The following is a 16,558-nucleotide window of genomic DNA, read 5'->3' as shown; positions in this document are numbered from 1 at the left end:
GGGTTGCCACCACCCAACGCGGCAAGCCGCGTTGGGGCCCGGTGGGGCGGCGGCGTGCCAAAACAAGGGCATACCAGCGGCCGCGCCACTGCCGCGCGAGTCACGGCAAGCGGCCGCTGGTATAGACAGAAACTGACACGCGGTCTCTGGCGCACCATCGGCATGCCGACCTCGCCACCAGCCAAACCATAGTGCCACAGTTTCATCCACGGCGGGTCGGGATCGCCGGTGGGTAACTGATACGGGCGGCCATGCGGCCGCCCCCCTCACCCCGCCGCGTGCCGCGCCAGCACCCGGTCCACGAAGGCCATGGCGCTGCCGAGGTAGTGGCGCGGATCGCACAGCGCCGCCACCGCATCGGCCTCCATGCGCGAGGCCACCGCCTCCTCCAGCAGCAGCGCCTCGGCGAGCGGCACCCCATGGGCAAGCGCATGGTCGCAGGCGCGGTTCACCACATGATGCGCCTCGCCGCGGCCGAGCACCGGGGCGAGCCCCATCATCACCTGCTCCGCCGCGATGAGCCCGCTCGTGGCGGCGAGGTTGCGCGCCATCCGCGCAGGATCCACCACCAGCCCCTCGGCGAGCACGCGCGCCTGCACCAGCGCGCCATGGGTCAGGGTCAGCGCCTGGCCGATGGCCAGCGGCTCGGCCTGCCAGGGGCCGGTGCCGCGCTCCTGGTCCTGCGCCATGGCGCCGAGCATGAGCGGCACGAGCGCCTGCACGCCGCGCGCCTGGGCGAGGATGTATTCGCAGGCGATGGGGTTGCGCTTCTGCGGCATGGTGGAGCTGCCGCCGCGCCCGGGCGCGTGCGGCTCGTTCACCTCGGCCACCTCTGTCTGCATCAGCAGGATCACGTCGGTCGCCATCTTCGACAGCGCCCCCGCCAGCAGGCCGCAGAAGCCCACCACCTCGGCTAGGCCGTCGCGCGCCGCATGCCAGGGGATGTCGGGGCAGGGCAGCGAGAGCTCCTCGGCCAGCGCCTCCGCCACCGCGAGCCCCTGCTCGCCCAGCGAGGCGAGGGTGCCGGCCGCGCCGCCGAACTGCAGCCGGAGCGCGCGCGGCGCGAGCTGATCGAGCCGTTCGAGCATGGTGATGAGCGGCGAGAGCCACACCGCCACCTTGCAGCCGAAGGTGGTGGGCAGCGCGTGCTGGAGGTGGGTGCGCCCGGCCATCACCGTGGCGCGGTGCGCGCGCGCAAGGTGAGCGAGGCCGCGGTTCACGGCCAGCAGCTCCGTCCGCAACAGCGCCAGCGCTTCCCGGAGCTGCAGCACCACGGCGCTGTCCATGATGTCCTGGGTGGTGGCGCCCCAATGTGTCCAGCGCCCCGCCTCCTCGCCGGCCAGGGCGCTGAGCTGCTTCACCAGCCCCACCACGGGGTAGCCGGTGTTGCGCGTGGCGGCGGCGAGTGCGGCGAGGTCGAGGCGGTCCACATCCGCGGCGGCGGTGATGGCCTGCGCCGCCTCGGCCGGGACGATGCCGAGCCGCGCCTGGGCGCGGGCCAGCGCGGCTTCCACATCGAGCATCTTCTGCAGGAAGGCGCGCTCGCCCATCACGGCGCGCATCGCCTCCGTGCCGTAGAGCACGCCGAGCACCGTGGAATCGGCGGGGTTCACGGCCATGGGCGGTCAGACCTCCAGGAACACCGTCTCGCCCTCGCCTTGCAGGCGGATGTCGAGGGTCCAGACGCCGGGCGCGCTCTCGCGCGCGATGAGGCTGGGCCGGCGCGCCTCGGGAACCAGGGCGAGCAGCGGGTCCGTCTCGTTCAGCGGCTCGCCCGCGAAGTAGAGGCGGGTGAGCAGGTGGCGCATCAGCCCGCGGGCGAAGATGGCCACCAGCACATGCGGCGCCTGCATCGCGTTGCCCCGGCCGGGCACGGGCCCGGGCTTGAGGGTGGTGAAGCGGAAGCGGCCCTCGGCGTCGGTGCGGCAGCGGCCGAAGCCCTGGAACGCGGCGTCGTAGCGGCCGGCCGGGTCGGCGTGCCAGATCTCCACCATCGCGTCCGTCACCGGCGCGCCCGCGCCGTCGCGGATGACGCCCGTGAGGGTGATGCGCGGGCCCTCGTCCCCGAAGCGCGTCGTGTCCGCCCATTCGGGGAAGTCGATCATGTGCCAGTAGGGGCCGGCGGTCTGCTGGGCGGTGGCCATCAGGCGTGGTCCTCCTCGAAGGGGGTGGCGGCGGGGCCGCGCAGCACGATGTCGAAGCGGTAGCCGAGCGCCCATTCGGGCACGGTGAGCTCGAGGTCGAACCGCGCGATCAGGCGGTCGCGCGCGGCCTCGTCGGGCACCGCGTTGAAGATGGGGTCGAGCGGCAGCAGCGGGTCGCCCGGGAAATACATCTGCGTGACCATGCGCTGCGCGAAGCCCGCGCCGAACAGGCTGTAGTGGATGTGCACCGGCCGCCAGGCGTTGTGGTGGTTCCGCCAGGGATAGGCCCCCGGCTGGATGGTGGTGTAGCGGTACCAGCCCTCGGCGTCGGTGAAGAGGCGCGCGCGGCCCAGGAAGTTGGGGTCGAGCGGCGCGTCATGCGTGTCGCCGGGGTGGTGGTAGCGGCCCGCGGCGTTGGCCTGCCACACCTCGACCATGGCGTGCGGCACGGGCCGGCCCGCCTCGTCCAGCACGCGCCCGCCCACGATGATGCGCTGGCCCAGCGCGTCCTTCCCGTTCACGCGGGACATGTCGGCCTCGGGCGGGAAACGCTCGGGCGTGAGGCGCGGGCTCGTCGCCTCGGTCAGGGTGAGCGGGGCGCGGATCGGCGCGAGCTTCGGGTGGCGCTTGTGGGTGCTGCCATAGGCCGGCGCATCGAGCGGCGGCTGGCTGCCGGGGGCGTGCGGGGCGTAGGGGGTCGGGTCGCTCATCGCGGAACCTCAGGTGAGAAGGCGCACGAGCCAGAGGCTCAGCGCGGGGAACGCCACGCAGAGGGCGAGGCGCAGCAGGTCGGTGGCCAGGAAGGGCAGCACCCCGGCATAGGTGCGCGCGATCGGCACATCGCGCGCGATGGCGGAGATGACGAAGACGTTGAGCCCGATCGGCGGGGCCATCAACCCGATCCCCACCACCACGAGCACGAGGACGCCGAACCAGATCGCCGTCTCCTCCGTCGTCATGCCGAAGTCGAGCGCGGTGACGACGGGGAAGAAGACGGGCAGGGTGAGCAGGATCATCGCCAGCTCGTCCATCACCGCGCCCAGGATCACGTAGGTGAGCAGCAGCGCGATCAGAACGCCATAGGGCGGGAAGTCCTGCTCGCTGACCCAGACCGCCAGCAGATCCGGCGCCTGGGAAAGGGCGAGGAAGGCGTTGAACACCTCCGCGCCCAGCAGGATGGCGAAGATCATCGCGCTCGTCTCGGCGGTGCCGAGCAGCGCGGCCTTCACCTCGCGCCAGGGCAGGGAGCGGCGGGCGAGGCCGAGGGCCAGCACCAGCACGCAGCCCACCGCCGCGCTCTCGGTCGGGGTGAAGACGCCGCCATAGATCCCGCCGACCACCAGCAGGGCGATGGCCATGACCGGGAGCACCCGCAGCAGCGCGGCCCGCCGCTCGTCCGGCGCGGGCGGGGGCGCGGGCGGGCCGAGCTCCGGGCGCAGCGTCATCCAGAGCCGGATGGCCAGCAGGTAGAACAGCGTGGCGATGAGCCCGGGGATGAGCGCCGCCATGAAGAGCTTGGCGATGTTCTGCTCGGTGCTGATCGCATAGACCACGAGGATCACCGAGGGCGGGATGAGGATGCCGAGCGTGCCGCCGGCGGCGATGGCGCCCGTGGCGAAGCCGGGCGCGTAGCCGTAGCGGCGCAGCTCCGGCAGGGCGGCGCGGCCGAAGGTGGCGGTGGTGGCCACCGAGCTGCCGCACACCGCGCCGAAGGCCGCCGAGGCGCCCACCACGCTCATCGCGAGCCCGCCCGGCCGGCGGCCCAGCAGCGCGTTCGCCGCGGCGAAGAGATCGCGCGCGAGGCCCCCGCGCTCGGCCAGCGCGCCCATCAGGATGAACAGCGGGATGACGCTGAGCGTGTAGTTCGCGAACAGGTGGTAGGGCGTGGTCTTGAGGTAGTTGGCGAGCGCGTTGGCGTCGAGGATGTGCACATAGCCGCCCGCGCCCACCAGCAGCATGGCGAGCGCGATGGGCGCGCGCAGCGCGATCAGCCCGAGCAGCACGGCGAAGCCCGTCGCCGCCAGCGCGAATTCGGGCGCCATCAGCCCCGGCCCCGGAGCAGCCGCGGCAGCCAGAGCAGCGCCGCAAGCCCCGCCAGCGCGAAACAGGCCGCGCCGATGCCGATGGCCCACCAGTAGGGCAGGGCGAGCAGCCCGATGGTGCGCATGTTGTTGCGCCAGGTGTCCATCGCGCCCTGCGCCATGCGCAGGGCGATGAGCCAGAGCGCCGCCACCCAGAGCAGCGTCCAGAAGGCGTCCAGCAGGGCGGTGGCGCGCCGCGGCAGCCAGCCGGTGAAGCTGTCCACCAGGATGTTGGCGCGCGTCAGGCTACCCCAGGCGAGGAAGCCCAGCACCGCAAGCCCCGAGCCGAGCGAGACCAGCTCGAAATCCCCGCGCACCGGCTGGCTGGTGAGCCAGCGCAGCAGCACGGAGACGCAGGTCAGCAGCGCGGCCGCCAGCAGCACGAGCCCGCCCGCGATGGCGAGCGCGGCCGGCAACCGGGCGAAGCGCCCGCCGGGCAGGGAGGGCGGCGCGCTCAAGGCCTCAGGTCACGCCCTGGCCGTATTGCGCGACCAGCGCGCGCGTGCGCTCGAGCAGCGCGCCGCCGTCGATGTTGCGCTCGCGCATCGCGCGCAGCCAGGCCTCGATCACGGGCTGGGTCTGGCGCTGCCAGCGCTGGGTTTCCTCCGCCCCGAGCTCCACGATGGCGTTGCCGCGGCGGCGCACCATCTCCTCCACCACCGGGCCCTGTTCGTCCCACACCCGCGCGGCCATGGCCGCCGCCGCCTGGCCCGAGTTCGCATCCAGCACGCGGCGGAGATCGGCGGGCATGCCCTCGTAGCGCGCCTTGTTCATCGCGAGCACGAAGGAGGCGACGTAGAAGGTCGGGCTGCCCGCGATCTCGGTGTGGTGGCGCAGCGTCTCGTGCAGGCGGATGGAGGGCACCACCTCCCAGGGCACCACGGCGCCGTCGATCACGCCCTGGGCCAGCGCCTCGGGCACCTGCGGAATGGGCATGCCCACCGCCGCCGCGCCGAGCGCGCGCAGCGCCTCGCCCGCCTGGCGGGTGGGAAAGCGCAGGCGCAGCCCGTTCATGTCCTCGAGCCGGCGCACCTCGCGCCGCGCGTGGATCACGCCCGCGTCATGCGCCCAGGCGCAGAGGATGTGCGTGTCCTGGAACTCGCGGCCGAAGACCGTGTCGTGCAGCTCCTGCGTGACGCGCGCGTTCACCGAGGCGCGCTTGTGCGCGACAAAGGGCAGCTCGATGACCTCGATGGAGGGGAAGCGGCCGGGCGTGTTGCCCGGCAGGGTCCAGACGATGTCAACCACCCCGTCGCGCGCCTGGTCGTAGAGCTGGGGCGGCGCGCCGCCGAGCTGCATGGCGGGGAAGATCTGCACCCGCAGCCGCCCGTTGCTCTCCTGGCCGATCTTCTGGGCCCAGGGCGTCAGGAAATGCCGGTGCACGTTGGAGACGGCGGGCAGGAAATGGTGCAGGCGCAGCGTGAGCTCCTGCGCCTGCGCGCGGGGGATGGAGAGCAGCGCGGGCGCGGCGAGCGCGCCCAGCAGCGCGGTGCGGCGGGTCGTCATGGTCGGGGCCTCCCTGGGGCTTCTTGTGCCCGCCTGTGTGCCCGTTTGCGCGCGCGCGCTCAAGACGTTCCGCGCCGGCGTCTGGCCGGGCGGGCGCGATCCGCCCTAGGCTCGCCCTCCCGGAAGGGGAGGAAGGGTGACCCGCCGCAGCACGCCGCCCGCCGCAGCCGCGCCGCGCCCGGCCTGGCTCGCCGTCGCGCCCTATGCCTTCGTCACGCTCTGGTCGGGCGGCTTCACGGCCATCCTGCTCTGCCTGCCGCATGTCGAGCCGCTGACGCTGCAGGTGCTGCGCTATGCGGCGGTGGTGGCGATCCTGCTGCCGCTCTGGCTCGCGCTGCGCCCGCCCTGGCCGGAGCGCGCGGCGCTCGCGCATCTCTGCCGCATGGGGCTGCTGGTGCAGTTCGCCTATTTCGCCTCGATGAACCTCGCCATGAAGGCGGGCATGGGGGCGGGGCCCATCGCGCTGCTGATCGGGCTGCAGCCGGTGGCGGTGGCGGTGCTCGCGCCGCGGGTGGCGGGCGATCCGCCGCTGGATGCGCGGGGCTGGGCGGGGCTTCTGCTCGGCCTCGCGGGGGCGGGGCTGGTGATCGTCTCGGGCTCGGGCTTTCGCAACTTCGGCTGGGTGGGGCTGTTCTTCGCCCTCGCCGCGCTGGCCTGCATGACGGCGGGCGCGCTGCTCGAGCGGCGCTCGGGGCGCGCGACGCATCTCGTCACCGCGAACCTCGTGATGTGCGGCGTGGCGCTGGCGGCGACGCTGCCGCTCGCCGCACTCCTGGAGACGATGCGGGTGGAATGGGCGCCGGGGCTGTTCGCGGGGCTCGCCTGGATGGTGTTCGTGAACTCGCTGATCTCGCTCTCGATCCTCTTCGCCATGCTGCGCCATGGCGAGGCGGCGCGCGCCTCCTCCGTCTTCTTCCTGGTGCCGCCGCTCGCCGCCCTCATCGCCTGGTTCGTGCTAGGCGAGGCGATGACGCCGCTCGCCATGGCGGGCACGGCGGTGGCGGCCATCGGCGTCGCGCTGGTCGTGCGGCGGTGAACGCCGCGCGCAAGGGAAAAGGTTGCGGCGGTGAACGGCGCGCGCAAGGGAAAGGCGTGCGGCGGTGAACGCCGCGCGCGGGGGAAGCCTTGCGCCGTTGACCGCGGCGCGCCGCGCGGCCAGCCTTCCCCGCAGGAGAAACGCCCATGCCCCATGCCGGACTGAAGTTCGGGATCTTCCTCGCCCCCTTCCATCGGCTGGGCGACAACCCGACCCTCGCGCTGGCGCGCGACATCGAGCTGCTCGTCGCGCTGGATGCGCTCGGCTACGACGAGGCCTGGATCGGCGAGCACCACTCCGCCGGCTGGGAGACCATCGCGAGCCCGGAGCTCATCATCGCCGCGGCGGCCGAGCGCACGAAGCACATCCGCCTCGGCTCCGGCGTCACCTCGCTGCCCTACCACCACCCCTTCCTCGTCGCGCAGCGCTTCGTCCAGCTCGATCACATGACGCGCGGCCGCGCCATGCTCGGCTGCGGGCCCGGCGCCCTCGTCTCCGACGCGTACATGATGGGCATCGAGGCGCGCACCCAGCGCCCGCGCATGGAGGAGGCGCTCGCCGCCATCATGGCGCTGCTCGCCTGCGAGGAGCCCGTCACGATGAAGACGGAGTGGTTCGAGCTGCGGCAGGCGCGGCTGCATCTCGCGCCCTACACCCATCCGCGCTTTCCGATCAGCGTCGCCTCCTCCACCACGCCCGCGGGGGCGCTCGCGGCGGCGCGGCACGGGCTCGGGCTGATCTCGCTCGGCGCCGGGCTGCCGGGCGGGCCGCAGAAGCTCGCCGATCAGTGGCGCATGGCCGAGGCGGAGGCCGCCAAGCACGGCAAGACCATGGATCGCGCGAACTGGCGCCTCGTCGTCAACATGCATTGCGCCGAGGACGACGCGCGCGCCATGGCCGAGGTGCGCCACGGCGAGCGGCTGGAGACGGAGAGCTATTTCGGCGAGACGCTGGGCCGCCCGCCCACGCGCAGCGAGGATCCGCTGGGCGATGGCTTGCGCGCCGGCACCACGCTGGTGGGCAGCCCCGAGACGGTGGCCGAGGGCATCGCGCGGCTTCTCGCCTTCACCGAGGGGGGCGCGGGCGGCGTGCTCTTCCGCAGCCATGAATGGGCCGACCGCGAGCAGACGCTGCGCAGCTACGAGCTTTTCGCGCGCTGGGTGATGCCGCGCTTCCAGGGCAGCCTGCGCATGCCGGCGCAGAGCCGCGACTGGTGCGTGGCCAACCGCGAGGGCATCTTCGCCCCCAACCTCGCCGCGCTGAAGCAGGCCTTCGTGGATGCGGGCCAGCCGGTGCCCGAGATGGACCGGCTGAGGCTGCGGGAGAGGGGGCCCGGGCGGGCGTGACGCGGGCGGCGTCGCCGCCGACCGCATCACGGGTCACGGCAAGCGGGCGCCGGAAGAACGCCAGCCCGGGCGCGGATCGTCCGGGACGATCAGTTCAGGAAGGGGTTGCGCCCGCGCGCCGCGGGGCGCGGCCCGAAATGCTGGGTGAGGTAGTTCACGATCAGCGTGCGCTCCTCGCCCTCCAGCGGGCTCATGCCGTGCACCTCGGTCATCCAGTCCATCAGCCTGTCCCACTGCTCGCGGTTGAAATGGCTGCGGCGGATGATCGCGGTGCTGTGGCAGGCGGTGCAGGCGTAGAAGGTCTCCTCCTGCCCCTCGCCGGCGGGCAGGATGGAGGGGTCTTCCTGCGCCTGGGTCACGGTCTCCAGGCTCTGGCCGCCCTGCTGGGCGAGGGCCGCGCCCACCCCGAGCGCGGCCAGCATCATCACGACGCGCAGCATCAGCCGATCAGCACCGCGATGCGGCTGACGGGGTTTGCCCCGTAGCCCTGCGGGTTCCAGTTGGCGGGCGCGTGCGGCTGCATGCGGCCCTGGCTGTCGGTCGCGCGGTACCAGATCTCGTAGTAGCCGTCGGTGGGGAAGCTCACCCGGCCCTGCCAGCGCTGCCAGGCGTGGCGGTTGGCGGGGGCCGCCACCTGCATCTCCTGCCAGGTCGCGCCGAAGTCCACGCTGGTGTGGACGGCGCGCACCGTCAGATCGCCCGCCCAGGCCGCGCCGCGGATGTCGAGGTGGCGCGTGCCGGCCGGCAGCCGCGTGCCGTGCGCGTGCGAGGAGAGGATGGAGCGCACCGGCATGCTCTCCATGTCCGCGAAGTCGCGCCCGTCATTGTTGCTGCCCGGCACGATGGGGCGCACCGGCATGCGGTAGCTGGTGCCGCCCATGCCCGCGCCGTTGTGCACGTCGGGGCGGATGAGGATGCGCGTGAACCACTTCTGGCTGAGGCTGCCGGGCCAGCCGGGCACCAGCAGCCGCACCGGCCCGCCATGGATGTGCGGCAGGGGCTGGCCGTTCATCTGCCAGACGATGAGCGTGTCCTCGTCCATCGCCTTCTCGATGCGCATGCCGCGGCTGATGGCCTGCCGGTTCGGATCGCCCGAGAGGTGCGGGTCGGAGCCGAAATGCCCGGTGAAGCGGGCGTTGGGGCCGAGCCCCGCGGCCTGCAGCACGTCGCGCAGCCGCACGCCCACGTATTCCGCGTTGCCGATGGCGCCGTTGCCCCACTGGTTGCCGCGCGTCTGCGGGGCGAAGAAGCTGCGCCCGTTGCCGCCGCACTCCATCTGGAGCTGGCGCGTCACGTTCTGGAAGCGGCTCTTGAGTTCGCCGAGCGTGAGGGTCAGCGGGCGGCTCACCTCGCCCTCGACCGTGATTCGCCAGGCGTTCGGGTCGCCCTGGTGCGGCTGCGGCGTCTGGCCGTTGTTGCGCACGAAGAACTTGGAGTAGGGCGTGATCGCGTCGTCCAGCTCGTGCTCGGGGGTTTCGAGCACCAGCGGGCGCTCGCCGAGCAGGATCAGATCCACCTTGCCCTCGAGGCGCATCATCTGCGGCGCGCCGCCCGACTGCGCGGCGGCCGGCCGGGCGAAGAGCGCGGGCATCGTGCCCGAGGGCATGGACCCCGCGAAGGGGATGGCCCCGCCCACCGCCGCGCCCATGGCGGCCAGCGCGGCGCCCTTCAGCGCGCCGCGGCGGCCCCAGACCAGGGCGTCGGCGCGCTCGGGATCGTCGGCATAGAGTTCGTGGATGTGGCGTTCGCTGCTGTAGGCTTTGCTCATGACGAGCCCCTCCCTGTCCGGTTCATTCCTTTTTGCGCAACCATGAACCGTTTGCAAGACGCACCCCACCTCCTCACCCCCGCCGAGATGGCGCGCGCCGACGCCCTGGCCGGGAACGGGCCGGCGCTGATGGAGGCGGCGGGCCGCGCGGTCGCGCGCGCCGTGCGGGTGCGCTTCCGGCCCTGCCCCGTGCTGGTGCTGGCCGGGCCCGGCAACAATGGCGGGGATGGCTATGTCGCCGCCCGGCATCTGGAACGCGCGGGCTGGGACGTGGCGGTGGCCCCCCTCGCGCCGCCCCGCCCGGGCAGCGATGCGGCCGGCGCGGCGGCGCGCTGGCGCGGCCCGCTGCGGCCCTTCGCCCCGGCCTCCCTTGCGCGGGCCGGGCTCGTGCTGGATGCGGTGTTCGGCGCGGGGCTCGCCCGCCCCGTCGAGGGGCTGGCGGCGGAGGTGCTGGGCGCCGTGCGCGCGCCCCTGGTGGCGCTGGACACCCCGAGCGGTGTGTGCGGCGCCACGGGGGCGGTGCGCGGCCTCGCGCCCCAGGCCGCGCTGACGGTCACCTTCTTCCGGCTCAAACCGGGCCATCTGCTGCTGCCGGGGCGCGAGCTCTGCGGCGAGACGGTGCTGGCCGATATCGGGCTGCCCGCCTCGGTGCTGGAGGCGATCGCCCCGCGCTGCGTCGCCAACGGGCCGCATCTGTGGCGCATCCCGGCCCCCGACGCCCGCAGCCATAAGCACGCGCGCGGCCATGTGACGGTGTTCTCGGGCAGCGCCATGGCCGGGGCGGCGCGGCTCGCGGCGCGGGCGGCGCGGCGGGCGGGGGCGGGGCTGGTGACGCTCGCCTGCGCCGATTCCGCGACGGCCCAGGCCCACCGGATCGCCGAACCCGGCGCGCTGGTGGTCGAGGCGGTGGGGGAGGAGGCGCTGCTCTCCCTCCTGCTCGCCGATGCGCGGCGGCAGGTGTTCCTCCTCGGGCCCGGCCTGCCGCCCGAGGCGCGCACGCGCCGGGCCATCGAGCGGCTTATCGCCGCGGGGCGGCGCGTGGTGGTGGACGCGGGCGGGCTCGCCGCCTGCGAGGGCGCGGTGGAGGCGCTGCGCGGCGCGGCCCTGCTCACCCCCCATGCGGGCGAGTTCGCGCGGCTCTTCGGCCCGCCGGGCGAGGACAGGCTCTCCGCCGCCCGCGCCGCCGCGCTGCGCACCGGGGCGGTGGTGCTGCTCAAGGGCAGCGACAGCGTGATCGCCGCGCCCGATGGGCGGGCCGCCATCAACCACAACGCGCCGCCCTGGCTCGCCACCGGCGGCACGGGCGATGTGCTGGCGGGCGCGGCGGCGTCGCTGCTCGCGCAGGGCATGCCCGCCTTCGAGGCCGCCGCCGCCGCCGCCTGGTGGCAGGGCGCGGCGGCCCGGCGCCTCGGGCGCGGGCTGATCGCGGAGGACCTCGCCGAGGCCATGACCTGCGGTTGATTACTGATTTCCTTGACGCGTCGCGCGCGGTGCACGCAACCTTTCCTCAACCGGCCGGCGGCATGTCCAGGCGGGATCAGAGGAGGCGAGAGCATGGTGGCAGCTTGGGCGCGGATGGCCGGAGAGGGGGGCGCGCGCTGGCGCCAGGCGGCGGCGGCGACGGTTCTGGTGGCGGCGCTGGCCGCCTGCGCCCCGCAGGCCGATCCCGCCTCGGTCGCCGGCTTCCGCCAAGCGGTCGCGACCGGCAACTTCCAGGCCGCCACCAACATCGCCACCGCCCTGGCCCGCCCCGACTCCAGCGGCCGCGGCACGGAGCTTCTGTGGTCGCTCAACGCCGGCGCCGCCGCCCTGCACGCGCAGGACCACCCCCGCAGCGTGACCATGCTGGACGGCGCGGAGGAGCTGATGCGCGGGGTGGAGGAGGCCGGCCTGAACTTCGGCCAGACCTACCGCTTCGGCACCTATGACGCGGTGATGGTCAACGCCTACAAGGCGATGGCCATGCTCGGCCGGGGCGACCGCGACAACGCCCGGGTCGAGATGAACCGCATGGAGGAGCGCCAGGCGCGCACCGTCCAGCGTTTCCGCGACCAGATCAGCGCCGCCCAGCAGGCGGCCGAGCAGCAGGCGGCGAGCGACCCCAGCCGCGCCCAGGCACTGCAGAACGCCCAGAACAGCCCCGAGGTGCGCGAGCAGCTCCAGGCGCTGGACCGCTGGCGCAGCTACCAGCCCTTCGTGAATCCGGCCGGCACCTATCTGCGCGGCGTGTTCCTGCTCAACAGCGGCGTGCCGGGCGACGCCGAGGCCGCGCGCAACGCCTTCGAGCGCGTGGCGGGCATCGCCGGCAACCCGCGCGTGGTGGCCGAGGATCTGGCCATGGCGCGCCGCGCCGCCTCGGGCCAGCGGCCGGGCCACCATGTCTGGGTGATCTTCGAGAACGGGCAGAGCCCGCTCTTCGAGCAGCTCAACTTCACCGTGCCCATGCCCGTGTTCATGCATGGCGGGGTGACGGTGCGGCCCGTCACCGTCTCCATGCCGCGCATGGTGTTCCAGCCCTCCGCCTATGAGGGGCTGGAGGTGCAGGCGGGCGCGCAGCGCGCCACCACCCAGATCGTGGGCTCCATCGAGGGCGTGATGGCGAGCGAGTTCCGCACCCGCTACAACGCGCTGCTGGCGGCCGCGGTGTTCGAGGCCATCGCCAAGGCCGCCGGCATCAGCATCGTGGGCGCGGCCACGCAGCGCGCCCATCCGGCGGTGGCCATCCTCGCCGACCTCGCGGCCACCGCGGCGGCGAATGTCACGCAATCGGACACGCGCTCCTGGTACATGCTGCCGCGGGAGTTCCAGGCGGCGCGCGTGCCCGTGCCGGCCAACGGCCAGCTCAGCCTGCGCGCGCTGGGCGGCCCGGCCGAGACGATCAGCGTGCCGCAGGGCCGCTCCTCCATCGTCGTCGTCAAGGCGCAGAACCCGGGCAGCCCGCTCACCATCCAGGTGCATCCGCTATGATCCGCCGCTCCCTTCCCCTGCTGGCGCTGGGCCTCGGCCTCGCCGCCTGCTCCACCCCGCCGCCGCCGCCGCCCGGCGATCCGCGCCTCATCATCACGCCGGCGGTGCAGAGCCTCTCCTTCTCCGCCCCCGTGGTGAATGCGGGGCCGGACGGGCGGCTGCGCGTGAACGTGAACGTGGTGAACCCGCATGGCGGGGATTTCCCGCTGCGCATCCAGACCGACTGGCTGGACGAGACGGGCCGGCCCCTGCCCACGCTGCAGTCGCGCCCCGTCTTCCGCTCGCTGGCGCGCCAGACGGTCACCACCATCGAGGCGGATGCGCCGAGCCCCCGCGCGCGCGACTTCCGCATGACCTTCGACATCGGCAACTGACCGAAAGGCCCGCCTGCATGACCGACACCGCCCGCCCCGCCCGCCGCGCCCTGCTCGCGGGGGCGGCGCTGCTCGCCCTTCCCGCCTGCGTGGCGGGCGAGATGGCGACCCAGCGCGTGGACCCGCGCAACGACCGCACGCCCATCGGCATGGGCCTCGACAACCGCGACTTCGAGGAGGCGGCGCGCGCGCTGGTGCGCTCCATGCTCGAGAGCGGCCGCCTCCAGCCGCGGCCCGACGGGCAGCCGCGCGTCATGGCCATCAGCCGCATCACCAACGACACGACGCTGCGCATCAACACCAATGAGCTGACGCAGCTCGTCTCGGTGGAGCTGAACAACTCTGGCCGCGTGGTCACCACCACGGCGGTGGGCCTCGACGGCCCGGCCGATCCGCTCGCGATGCAGACGCGCCAGCTCCGCCAGTCGGGCGAGTTCAACCAGCGCACCGTGGCCGCGCGCGGGCAGATGATCGCGCCCGACCTCAGCCTCTCGGGCAACATCATCCAGCGCAGCACCCGCGTGGACGGGGGCGCGATGCGCGTGGACTACGTCTTCCAGCTCAACCTGACCAACATCCGCACCGGCATCGCGCTCTGGCAGGGGCAGGAGGTGATCTCGCGCGTCGGCTCCGGCCGGACGGTGATGTGGTGATGCGCCGGCTGCTGCTCGTCGCGTTCGCGCTGCTGGCGCTGGGCGCGGGCCCCGTCGCGGCGCAGGAGCGCGCGGGCGGGGCGCGCTTCGTCGTCACCACCGCCGAGGGCAGCGGCCCGACGCGCGACCAGGCGCTGACCTCCGCGCTCCTCGCCGCCGTGGAGCAGGTGACGGGCGCCATCGTCGGCACGCGCGACGTGGCGCTGCGCAGCCTCGCCCTCATCGTCACCGACCGCACCGATACCTTCGTGGTGAGCGAGAACCTGCGGCAGGAGATCGCCCGCGTCTCGGGCGGGCTGATCGGCAGCTACCGCGTGCTGGAGGTGCGGCAGGAGCCGCCCAACACCGTGGTGCGGATCGAGGCCGAGGTCGCCGTCTTCCGCCCCACCCAGGACCAGGCGGCGACGCGCCGGCGCATCGCCGTCTCCGAGTTCCGCGACCAGCAGGGCCGGCGCACCGAGTTCGGCACCCAGTTGCGGGACCGGCTGGTGGCCTACCTCACCCAGTCCCGCCGCTTCGCCGTGCTCGACCGCGCGAACGACGCCGCCTATGACCGCGAGATGGCGCTGCTCGCCGCCGATGCGCCCATCGCCGAGCGCGTGCGCATCGGGCAGGCGCTGGGCACGGACTACGTGGTGGTGGGCCGCATGCGCAATGTGGGCGCGGTGCGGCAGGAGACCTACATCACCATCACCGGCGAGACCATCGTGCGCCAGTTCGCGCGCGGGGATCTCGACTTCCAGGTGATCGAGATCGCCACGCGCCAGGTGCTGCATGCGGGCACGATCAATGCGGGCACGGCGGGCAACCTCACCCAGATCCTCACGCGCATGAGCGAGGAGCTGGGCCGGCAGGTGACGCAGAGCATCTATCCGCTGCGCCTCATCGCCATGACCAACCCCGACGAGCTGATCATCAACCAGGGCGGCGTCACGGTGCAGCAGGGCCAGCGCTTCCGCGCCATGCAGCTCGGCGAGGAGATGTTCGACCCGCACACGCGCGAGAGCCTGGGCCGGGTGGAGCGGGAGACGGGCATCATCCAGGTCTATCGGGTGGACGAGCGCCTCTCCTACGCGCGCCTCGTCTCGGGCGGGCTGCCGCCGCCGGGGGCGGATGTGGTGCTGCGCCTCGCGCCGCCGCCGCCCCCGCCGCCGCGCCCCGCCCCCCGCAGCGAGCGCAACCGCTCCATGTTCGACTGAGAGGCGCGGGCGGCGAGGGCTCGCGTTGTGTTTCGGCATGTGTCTCCGTTAGGCTGAGGGCCTGACGGAGACGCCCATGCCCGACACCGCCCCGGCCCTCGCCGACGGCTTTTTGCACCGCACGCGCCGCAGCCTCGGCGAGGTCTGGCGCGAGATGGCCCAGCGCCTCACCTGGCGCGAGGCCGAGGAGGAACTGGACCTCGCCGCGCAGATGCGCGCCTGCCTGGACGGGCGGGGGGGCGAGGTCTCGGCCCGCGCCCGCGCCGCGCGCCTCGCCGCCGCCTACCGCGACCTGCCCCCCGCCGAGCGCATCGCCTTCCTGCGCAGCCTTGCCGCCTTCGACGCCGACCCCAAGGCGGTGGAGGACGCCATCGCCGCCTGGAGCGGGGCGCAGGATGCGGCGGCGCGCGCCGCGGCCCTGGTGCGGCTGCGCCGCACGCTGGAGGCGCCGCGCGTGCGCCTGCTGCAGCAGTTCGCCGCCATCCCCGACGGGGTGAAGCTGCTGGTCGGGCTGCGCGAGGAGCTGCTGCGCGCCGCCGAGGGCGACCCGCTGCTGCGCGCGCTGGAGGCCGATCTCAAATCCCTGCTGGCCGCCTGGTTCGACGTGGGCTTTCTCGAGCTGCGCCGCATCGACTGGAACTCGCCCGCCGCGCTGCTCGAGAAGCTGATCCGCTACGAGGCGGTGCACCGCATCGAGAGCTGGGAGGATCTGAAGAACCGCCTGGATTCCGACCGCCGCTGCTACGCCTTCTTCCACCCCCGCATGCCGGAGGAGCCGCTGATCTTCGTCGAGGTCGCGCTCACCCAGGGGCTGGCGGACAGCGTGCAGGCGCTGCTCGACCCCAAGGCCGAGGTGATGGACCCCGCCCGGGCCGACACGGCCATCTTCTACTCCATCAACAACTGCCAGCGCGGGCTGGACGGCATCGCCTTCGGCAATTTCCTCATCAAGCGCGTGGTGGAGGAGCTGGGGCGGGAGTTCCCGAACATCCGCCGCTTCGCCACCCTCTCGCCCGTGCCCGGCTTCCGCCGCTGGCTCGATCAGCGCATGGAGGCGGGCGACGCCGCGCTGCTCACCGCCGAGGAGAGCGCGGCGCTGCGCGCCGCCGCCGGCGCCGCGCCCGAGGTCTCGGGCCTCGCCGCCCTCGCCCTGCTGCTGGAGCGGCGCGGCGGCCCCGCCTGGCCCAAGCCGCTCGAGGCGGTGCTGATCCGCCTCTGCGCGCGCTGGGTGGCGGTGGAGGCGGGGCGCGACGGCAAGCGCGCGGCCGATCCGGTGGCGCATTTCCACCTCTCCAACGGCGCGCGCATCGAGCGCATCAACTGGCGGGCCGACACCTCCGAGAAGGGCATGCGCGAGAGCGCGGGGCTGATGGTGAACTACCTCTATGATCCCGCCTTCATCGAGGACAACCACGAGGCCTATGCGGGCGAGGGCCGGCGCGCCGCCTCCTCGGCCGTGCGCAAGCTGCTGAAGGCGTGAGTCC

At 73.6% G+C, this 16,558-nt stretch carries 16 protein-coding genes; 8 read left to right on the top strand and 8 right to left on the bottom strand.

Annotated elements, in window-relative coordinates:
• Positions 1-266: 266 nt before the first annotated feature.
• Genes pcaB through H596_RS0108905 form a run of 6 tightly spaced genes read right to left on the bottom strand, consistent with a single transcriptional unit; the run spans position 267 to position 5,731 of the window.
• Entirely contained in the window at positions 267-1,619 is a 1,353-nt protein-coding gene (gene pcaB, locus H596_RS0108930) for a 3-carboxy-cis,cis-muconate cycloisomerase (protein ID WP_027284595.1), read from the bottom strand.
• A gap of 6 nt (positions 1,620-1,625) precedes the next feature.
• On the bottom strand, positions 1,626-2,144 hold the full coding sequence (pcaG, locus tag H596_RS0108925) for a protocatechuate 3,4-dioxygenase subunit alpha (RefSeq protein WP_037300675.1): 519 nt from the start codon (positions 2,142-2,144) through the stop codon (positions 1,626-1,628).
• A complete protein-coding gene (gene pcaH / locus H596_RS0108920; RefSeq protein ID WP_027284593.1) occupies positions 2,144-2,854 on the bottom strand; it encodes a protocatechuate 3,4-dioxygenase subunit beta in 711 nt (236 codons plus the stop codon). Before pcaH ends, pcaG begins: the two co-directional genes overlap by 1 nt.
• A 9-nt stretch (positions 2,855-2,863) precedes the next feature.
• Complete coding sequence (locus tag H596_RS0108915) at positions 2,864-4,186, bottom strand: TRAP transporter large permease (protein WP_027284592.1); 1,323 nt, start codon at positions 4,184-4,186, stop codon at positions 2,864-2,866.
• Positions 4,186-4,683 (bottom strand): TRAP transporter small permease, encoded by a 498-nt coding sequence (locus H596_RS0108910; protein ID WP_027284591.1) that lies wholly within the window; start codon positions 4,681-4,683, stop codon positions 4,186-4,188. Before H596_RS0108910 ends, H596_RS0108915 begins: the two co-directional genes overlap by 1 nt.
• 4 nt (positions 4,684-4,687) lie before the next feature.
• On the bottom strand, positions 4,688-5,731 hold the full coding sequence (locus H596_RS0108905) for a TRAP transporter substrate-binding protein (RefSeq protein ID WP_027284590.1): 1,044 nt from the start codon (positions 5,729-5,731) through the stop codon (positions 4,688-4,690).
• Between the two features lie 136 nt (positions 5,732-5,867).
• Here H596_RS0108905 and H596_RS0108900 point away from each other — a divergent pair, with 136 nt between their 5' ends.
• Together H596_RS0108900 and H596_RS20845 are read left to right on the top strand one after the other, a co-directional pair.
• A complete protein-coding gene (locus H596_RS0108900; RefSeq protein WP_027284589.1) occupies positions 5,868-6,767 on the top strand; it encodes a DMT family transporter in 900 nt (299 codons plus the stop codon).
• Between the two features lie 146 nt (positions 6,768-6,913).
• The gene (locus tag H596_RS20845) at positions 6,914-8,113 is read left to right on the top strand and encodes an LLM class flavin-dependent oxidoreductase (protein WP_084602647.1); all 1,200 of its coding nucleotides are present in this window, start codon (positions 6,914-6,916) and stop codon (positions 8,111-8,113) included.
• Positions 8,114-8,202: 89 nt separating this feature from the next.
• On the opposite strand, the gene H596_RS20840 is transcribed toward H596_RS20845, so the two are convergent.
• Both H596_RS20840 and H596_RS0108885 read right to left on the bottom strand, forming a co-directional pair.
• Positions 8,203-8,553: a hypothetical protein gene (locus tag H596_RS20840; protein WP_051212684.1), complete on the bottom strand. Its 351-nt coding sequence runs from the start codon at positions 8,551-8,553 to the stop codon at positions 8,203-8,205.
• Entirely contained in the window at positions 8,553-9,881 is a 1,329-nt protein-coding gene (locus H596_RS0108885) for a sulfite oxidase (RefSeq protein WP_027284588.1), read from the bottom strand. The genes H596_RS20840 and H596_RS0108885 overlap by 1 nt, the downstream gene beginning before the upstream one ends.
• A gap of 42 nt (positions 9,882-9,923) precedes the next feature.
• Between H596_RS0108885 and H596_RS20835 the strand changes: the two genes are divergently transcribed.
• The 6 genes from H596_RS20835 (at position 9,924) to H596_RS0108855 (ending at position 16,554) form a co-directional block, all read left to right on the top strand.
• Complete coding sequence (locus H596_RS20835) at positions 9,924-11,342, top strand: bifunctional ADP-dependent NAD(P)H-hydrate dehydratase/NAD(P)H-hydrate epimerase (protein ID WP_037300673.1); 1,419 nt, start codon at positions 9,924-9,926, stop codon at positions 11,340-11,342.
• Positions 11,343-11,435: 93 nt separating this feature from the next.
• A complete protein-coding gene (locus tag H596_RS24125; protein WP_169579859.1) occupies positions 11,436-12,848 on the top strand; it encodes a hypothetical protein in 1,413 nt (470 codons plus the stop codon).
• Positions 12,845-13,222, top strand: coding sequence for a putative periplasmic lipoprotein (locus H596_RS24120; protein ID WP_027284586.1), 378 nt, complete (start codon positions 12,845-12,847; stop codon positions 13,220-13,222). Before H596_RS24125 ends, H596_RS24120 begins: the two co-directional genes overlap by 4 nt.
• 17 nt (positions 13,223-13,239) lie before the next feature.
• Positions 13,240-13,875: a penicillin-binding protein activator LpoB gene (lpoB, locus tag H596_RS24115; RefSeq protein ID WP_037300671.1), complete on the top strand. Its 636-nt coding sequence runs from the start codon at positions 13,240-13,242 to the stop codon at positions 13,873-13,875.
• Positions 13,875-15,074 carry a CsgG/HfaB family protein gene (locus tag H596_RS0108860; protein ID WP_156910080.1) on the top strand — a complete coding sequence of 400 codons (1,200 nt, stop codon included), beginning with the start codon at positions 13,875-13,877 and terminating at the stop codon, positions 15,072-15,074. The genes lpoB and H596_RS0108860 overlap by 1 nt, the downstream gene beginning before the upstream one ends.
• Positions 15,075-15,150: 76 nt before the next feature.
• Positions 15,151-16,554, top strand: a complete 1,404-nt coding sequence (locus H596_RS0108855) for a malonyl-CoA decarboxylase (protein ID WP_027284583.1) — start codon at positions 15,151-15,153, stop codon at positions 16,552-16,554.
• Positions 16,555-16,558: the final 4 nt, after the last annotated feature.

Origin of the sequence: Rubritepida flocculans DSM 14296 (genome assembly GCF_000425365.1) — a bacterium.
GTDB lineage: Bacteria > Pseudomonadota > Alphaproteobacteria > Acetobacterales > Acetobacteraceae > Roseococcus > Roseococcus flocculans.
The sequence above is the reverse complement of the archived record's forward strand: the minus strand, read 5'-3'. Positions and strand labels throughout refer to the sequence as shown.

Excerpts from the sequence above, each read along its gene's own strand:
- H596_RS0108860 (WP_156910080.1), top strand. The coding sequence starts at position 13,875 with ATGCGCCGGCTGCTGCTCGTCGCGTTCGCGCTGCTGGCGCTGGGCGCG.
- lpoB (WP_037300671.1), top strand. The coding sequence starts at position 13,240 with ATGACCGACACCGCCCGCCCCGCCCGCCGCGCCCTGCTCGCGGGGGCG.
- H596_RS0108915 (WP_027284592.1), bottom strand. The coding sequence starts at position 4,186 with ATGGCGCCCGAATTCGCGCTGGCGGCGACGGGCTTCGCCGTGCTGCTC.
- H596_RS24120 (WP_027284586.1), top strand. The coding sequence starts at position 12,845 with ATGATCCGCCGCTCCCTTCCCCTGCTGGCGCTGGGCCTCGGCCTCGCC.
- H596_RS20835 (WP_037300673.1), top strand. The coding sequence starts at position 9,924 with ATGAACCGTTTGCAAGACGCACCCCACCTCCTCACCCCCGCCGAGATG.
- H596_RS20845 (WP_084602647.1), top strand. The coding sequence starts at position 6,914 with ATGCCCCATGCCGGACTGAAGTTCGGGATCTTCCTCGCCCCCTTCCAT.
- pcaB (WP_027284595.1), bottom strand. The coding sequence starts at position 1,619 with ATGGCCGTGAACCCCGCCGATTCCACGGTGCTCGGCGTGCTCTACGGC.
- H596_RS0108855 (WP_027284583.1), top strand. The coding sequence starts at position 15,151 with ATGCCCGACACCGCCCCGGCCCTCGCCGACGGCTTTTTGCACCGCACG.
- pcaG (WP_037300675.1), bottom strand. The coding sequence starts at position 2,144 with ATGGCCACCGCCCAGCAGACCGCCGGCCCCTACTGGCACATGATCGAC.
- H596_RS0108885 (WP_027284588.1), bottom strand. The coding sequence starts at position 9,881 with ATGAGCAAAGCCTACAGCAGCGAACGCCACATCCACGAACTCTATGCC.
- H596_RS0108905 (WP_027284590.1), bottom strand. The coding sequence starts at position 5,731 with ATGACGACCCGCCGCACCGCGCTGCTGGGCGCGCTCGCCGCGCCCGCG.
- pcaH (WP_027284593.1), bottom strand. The coding sequence starts at position 2,854 with ATGAGCGACCCGACCCCCTACGCCCCGCACGCCCCCGGCAGCCAGCCG.
- H596_RS20840 (WP_051212684.1), bottom strand. The coding sequence starts at position 8,553 with ATGCTGCGCGTCGTGATGATGCTGGCCGCGCTCGGGGTGGGCGCGGCC.
- H596_RS24125 (WP_169579859.1), top strand. The coding sequence starts at position 11,436 with ATGGTGGCAGCTTGGGCGCGGATGGCCGGAGAGGGGGGCGCGCGCTGG.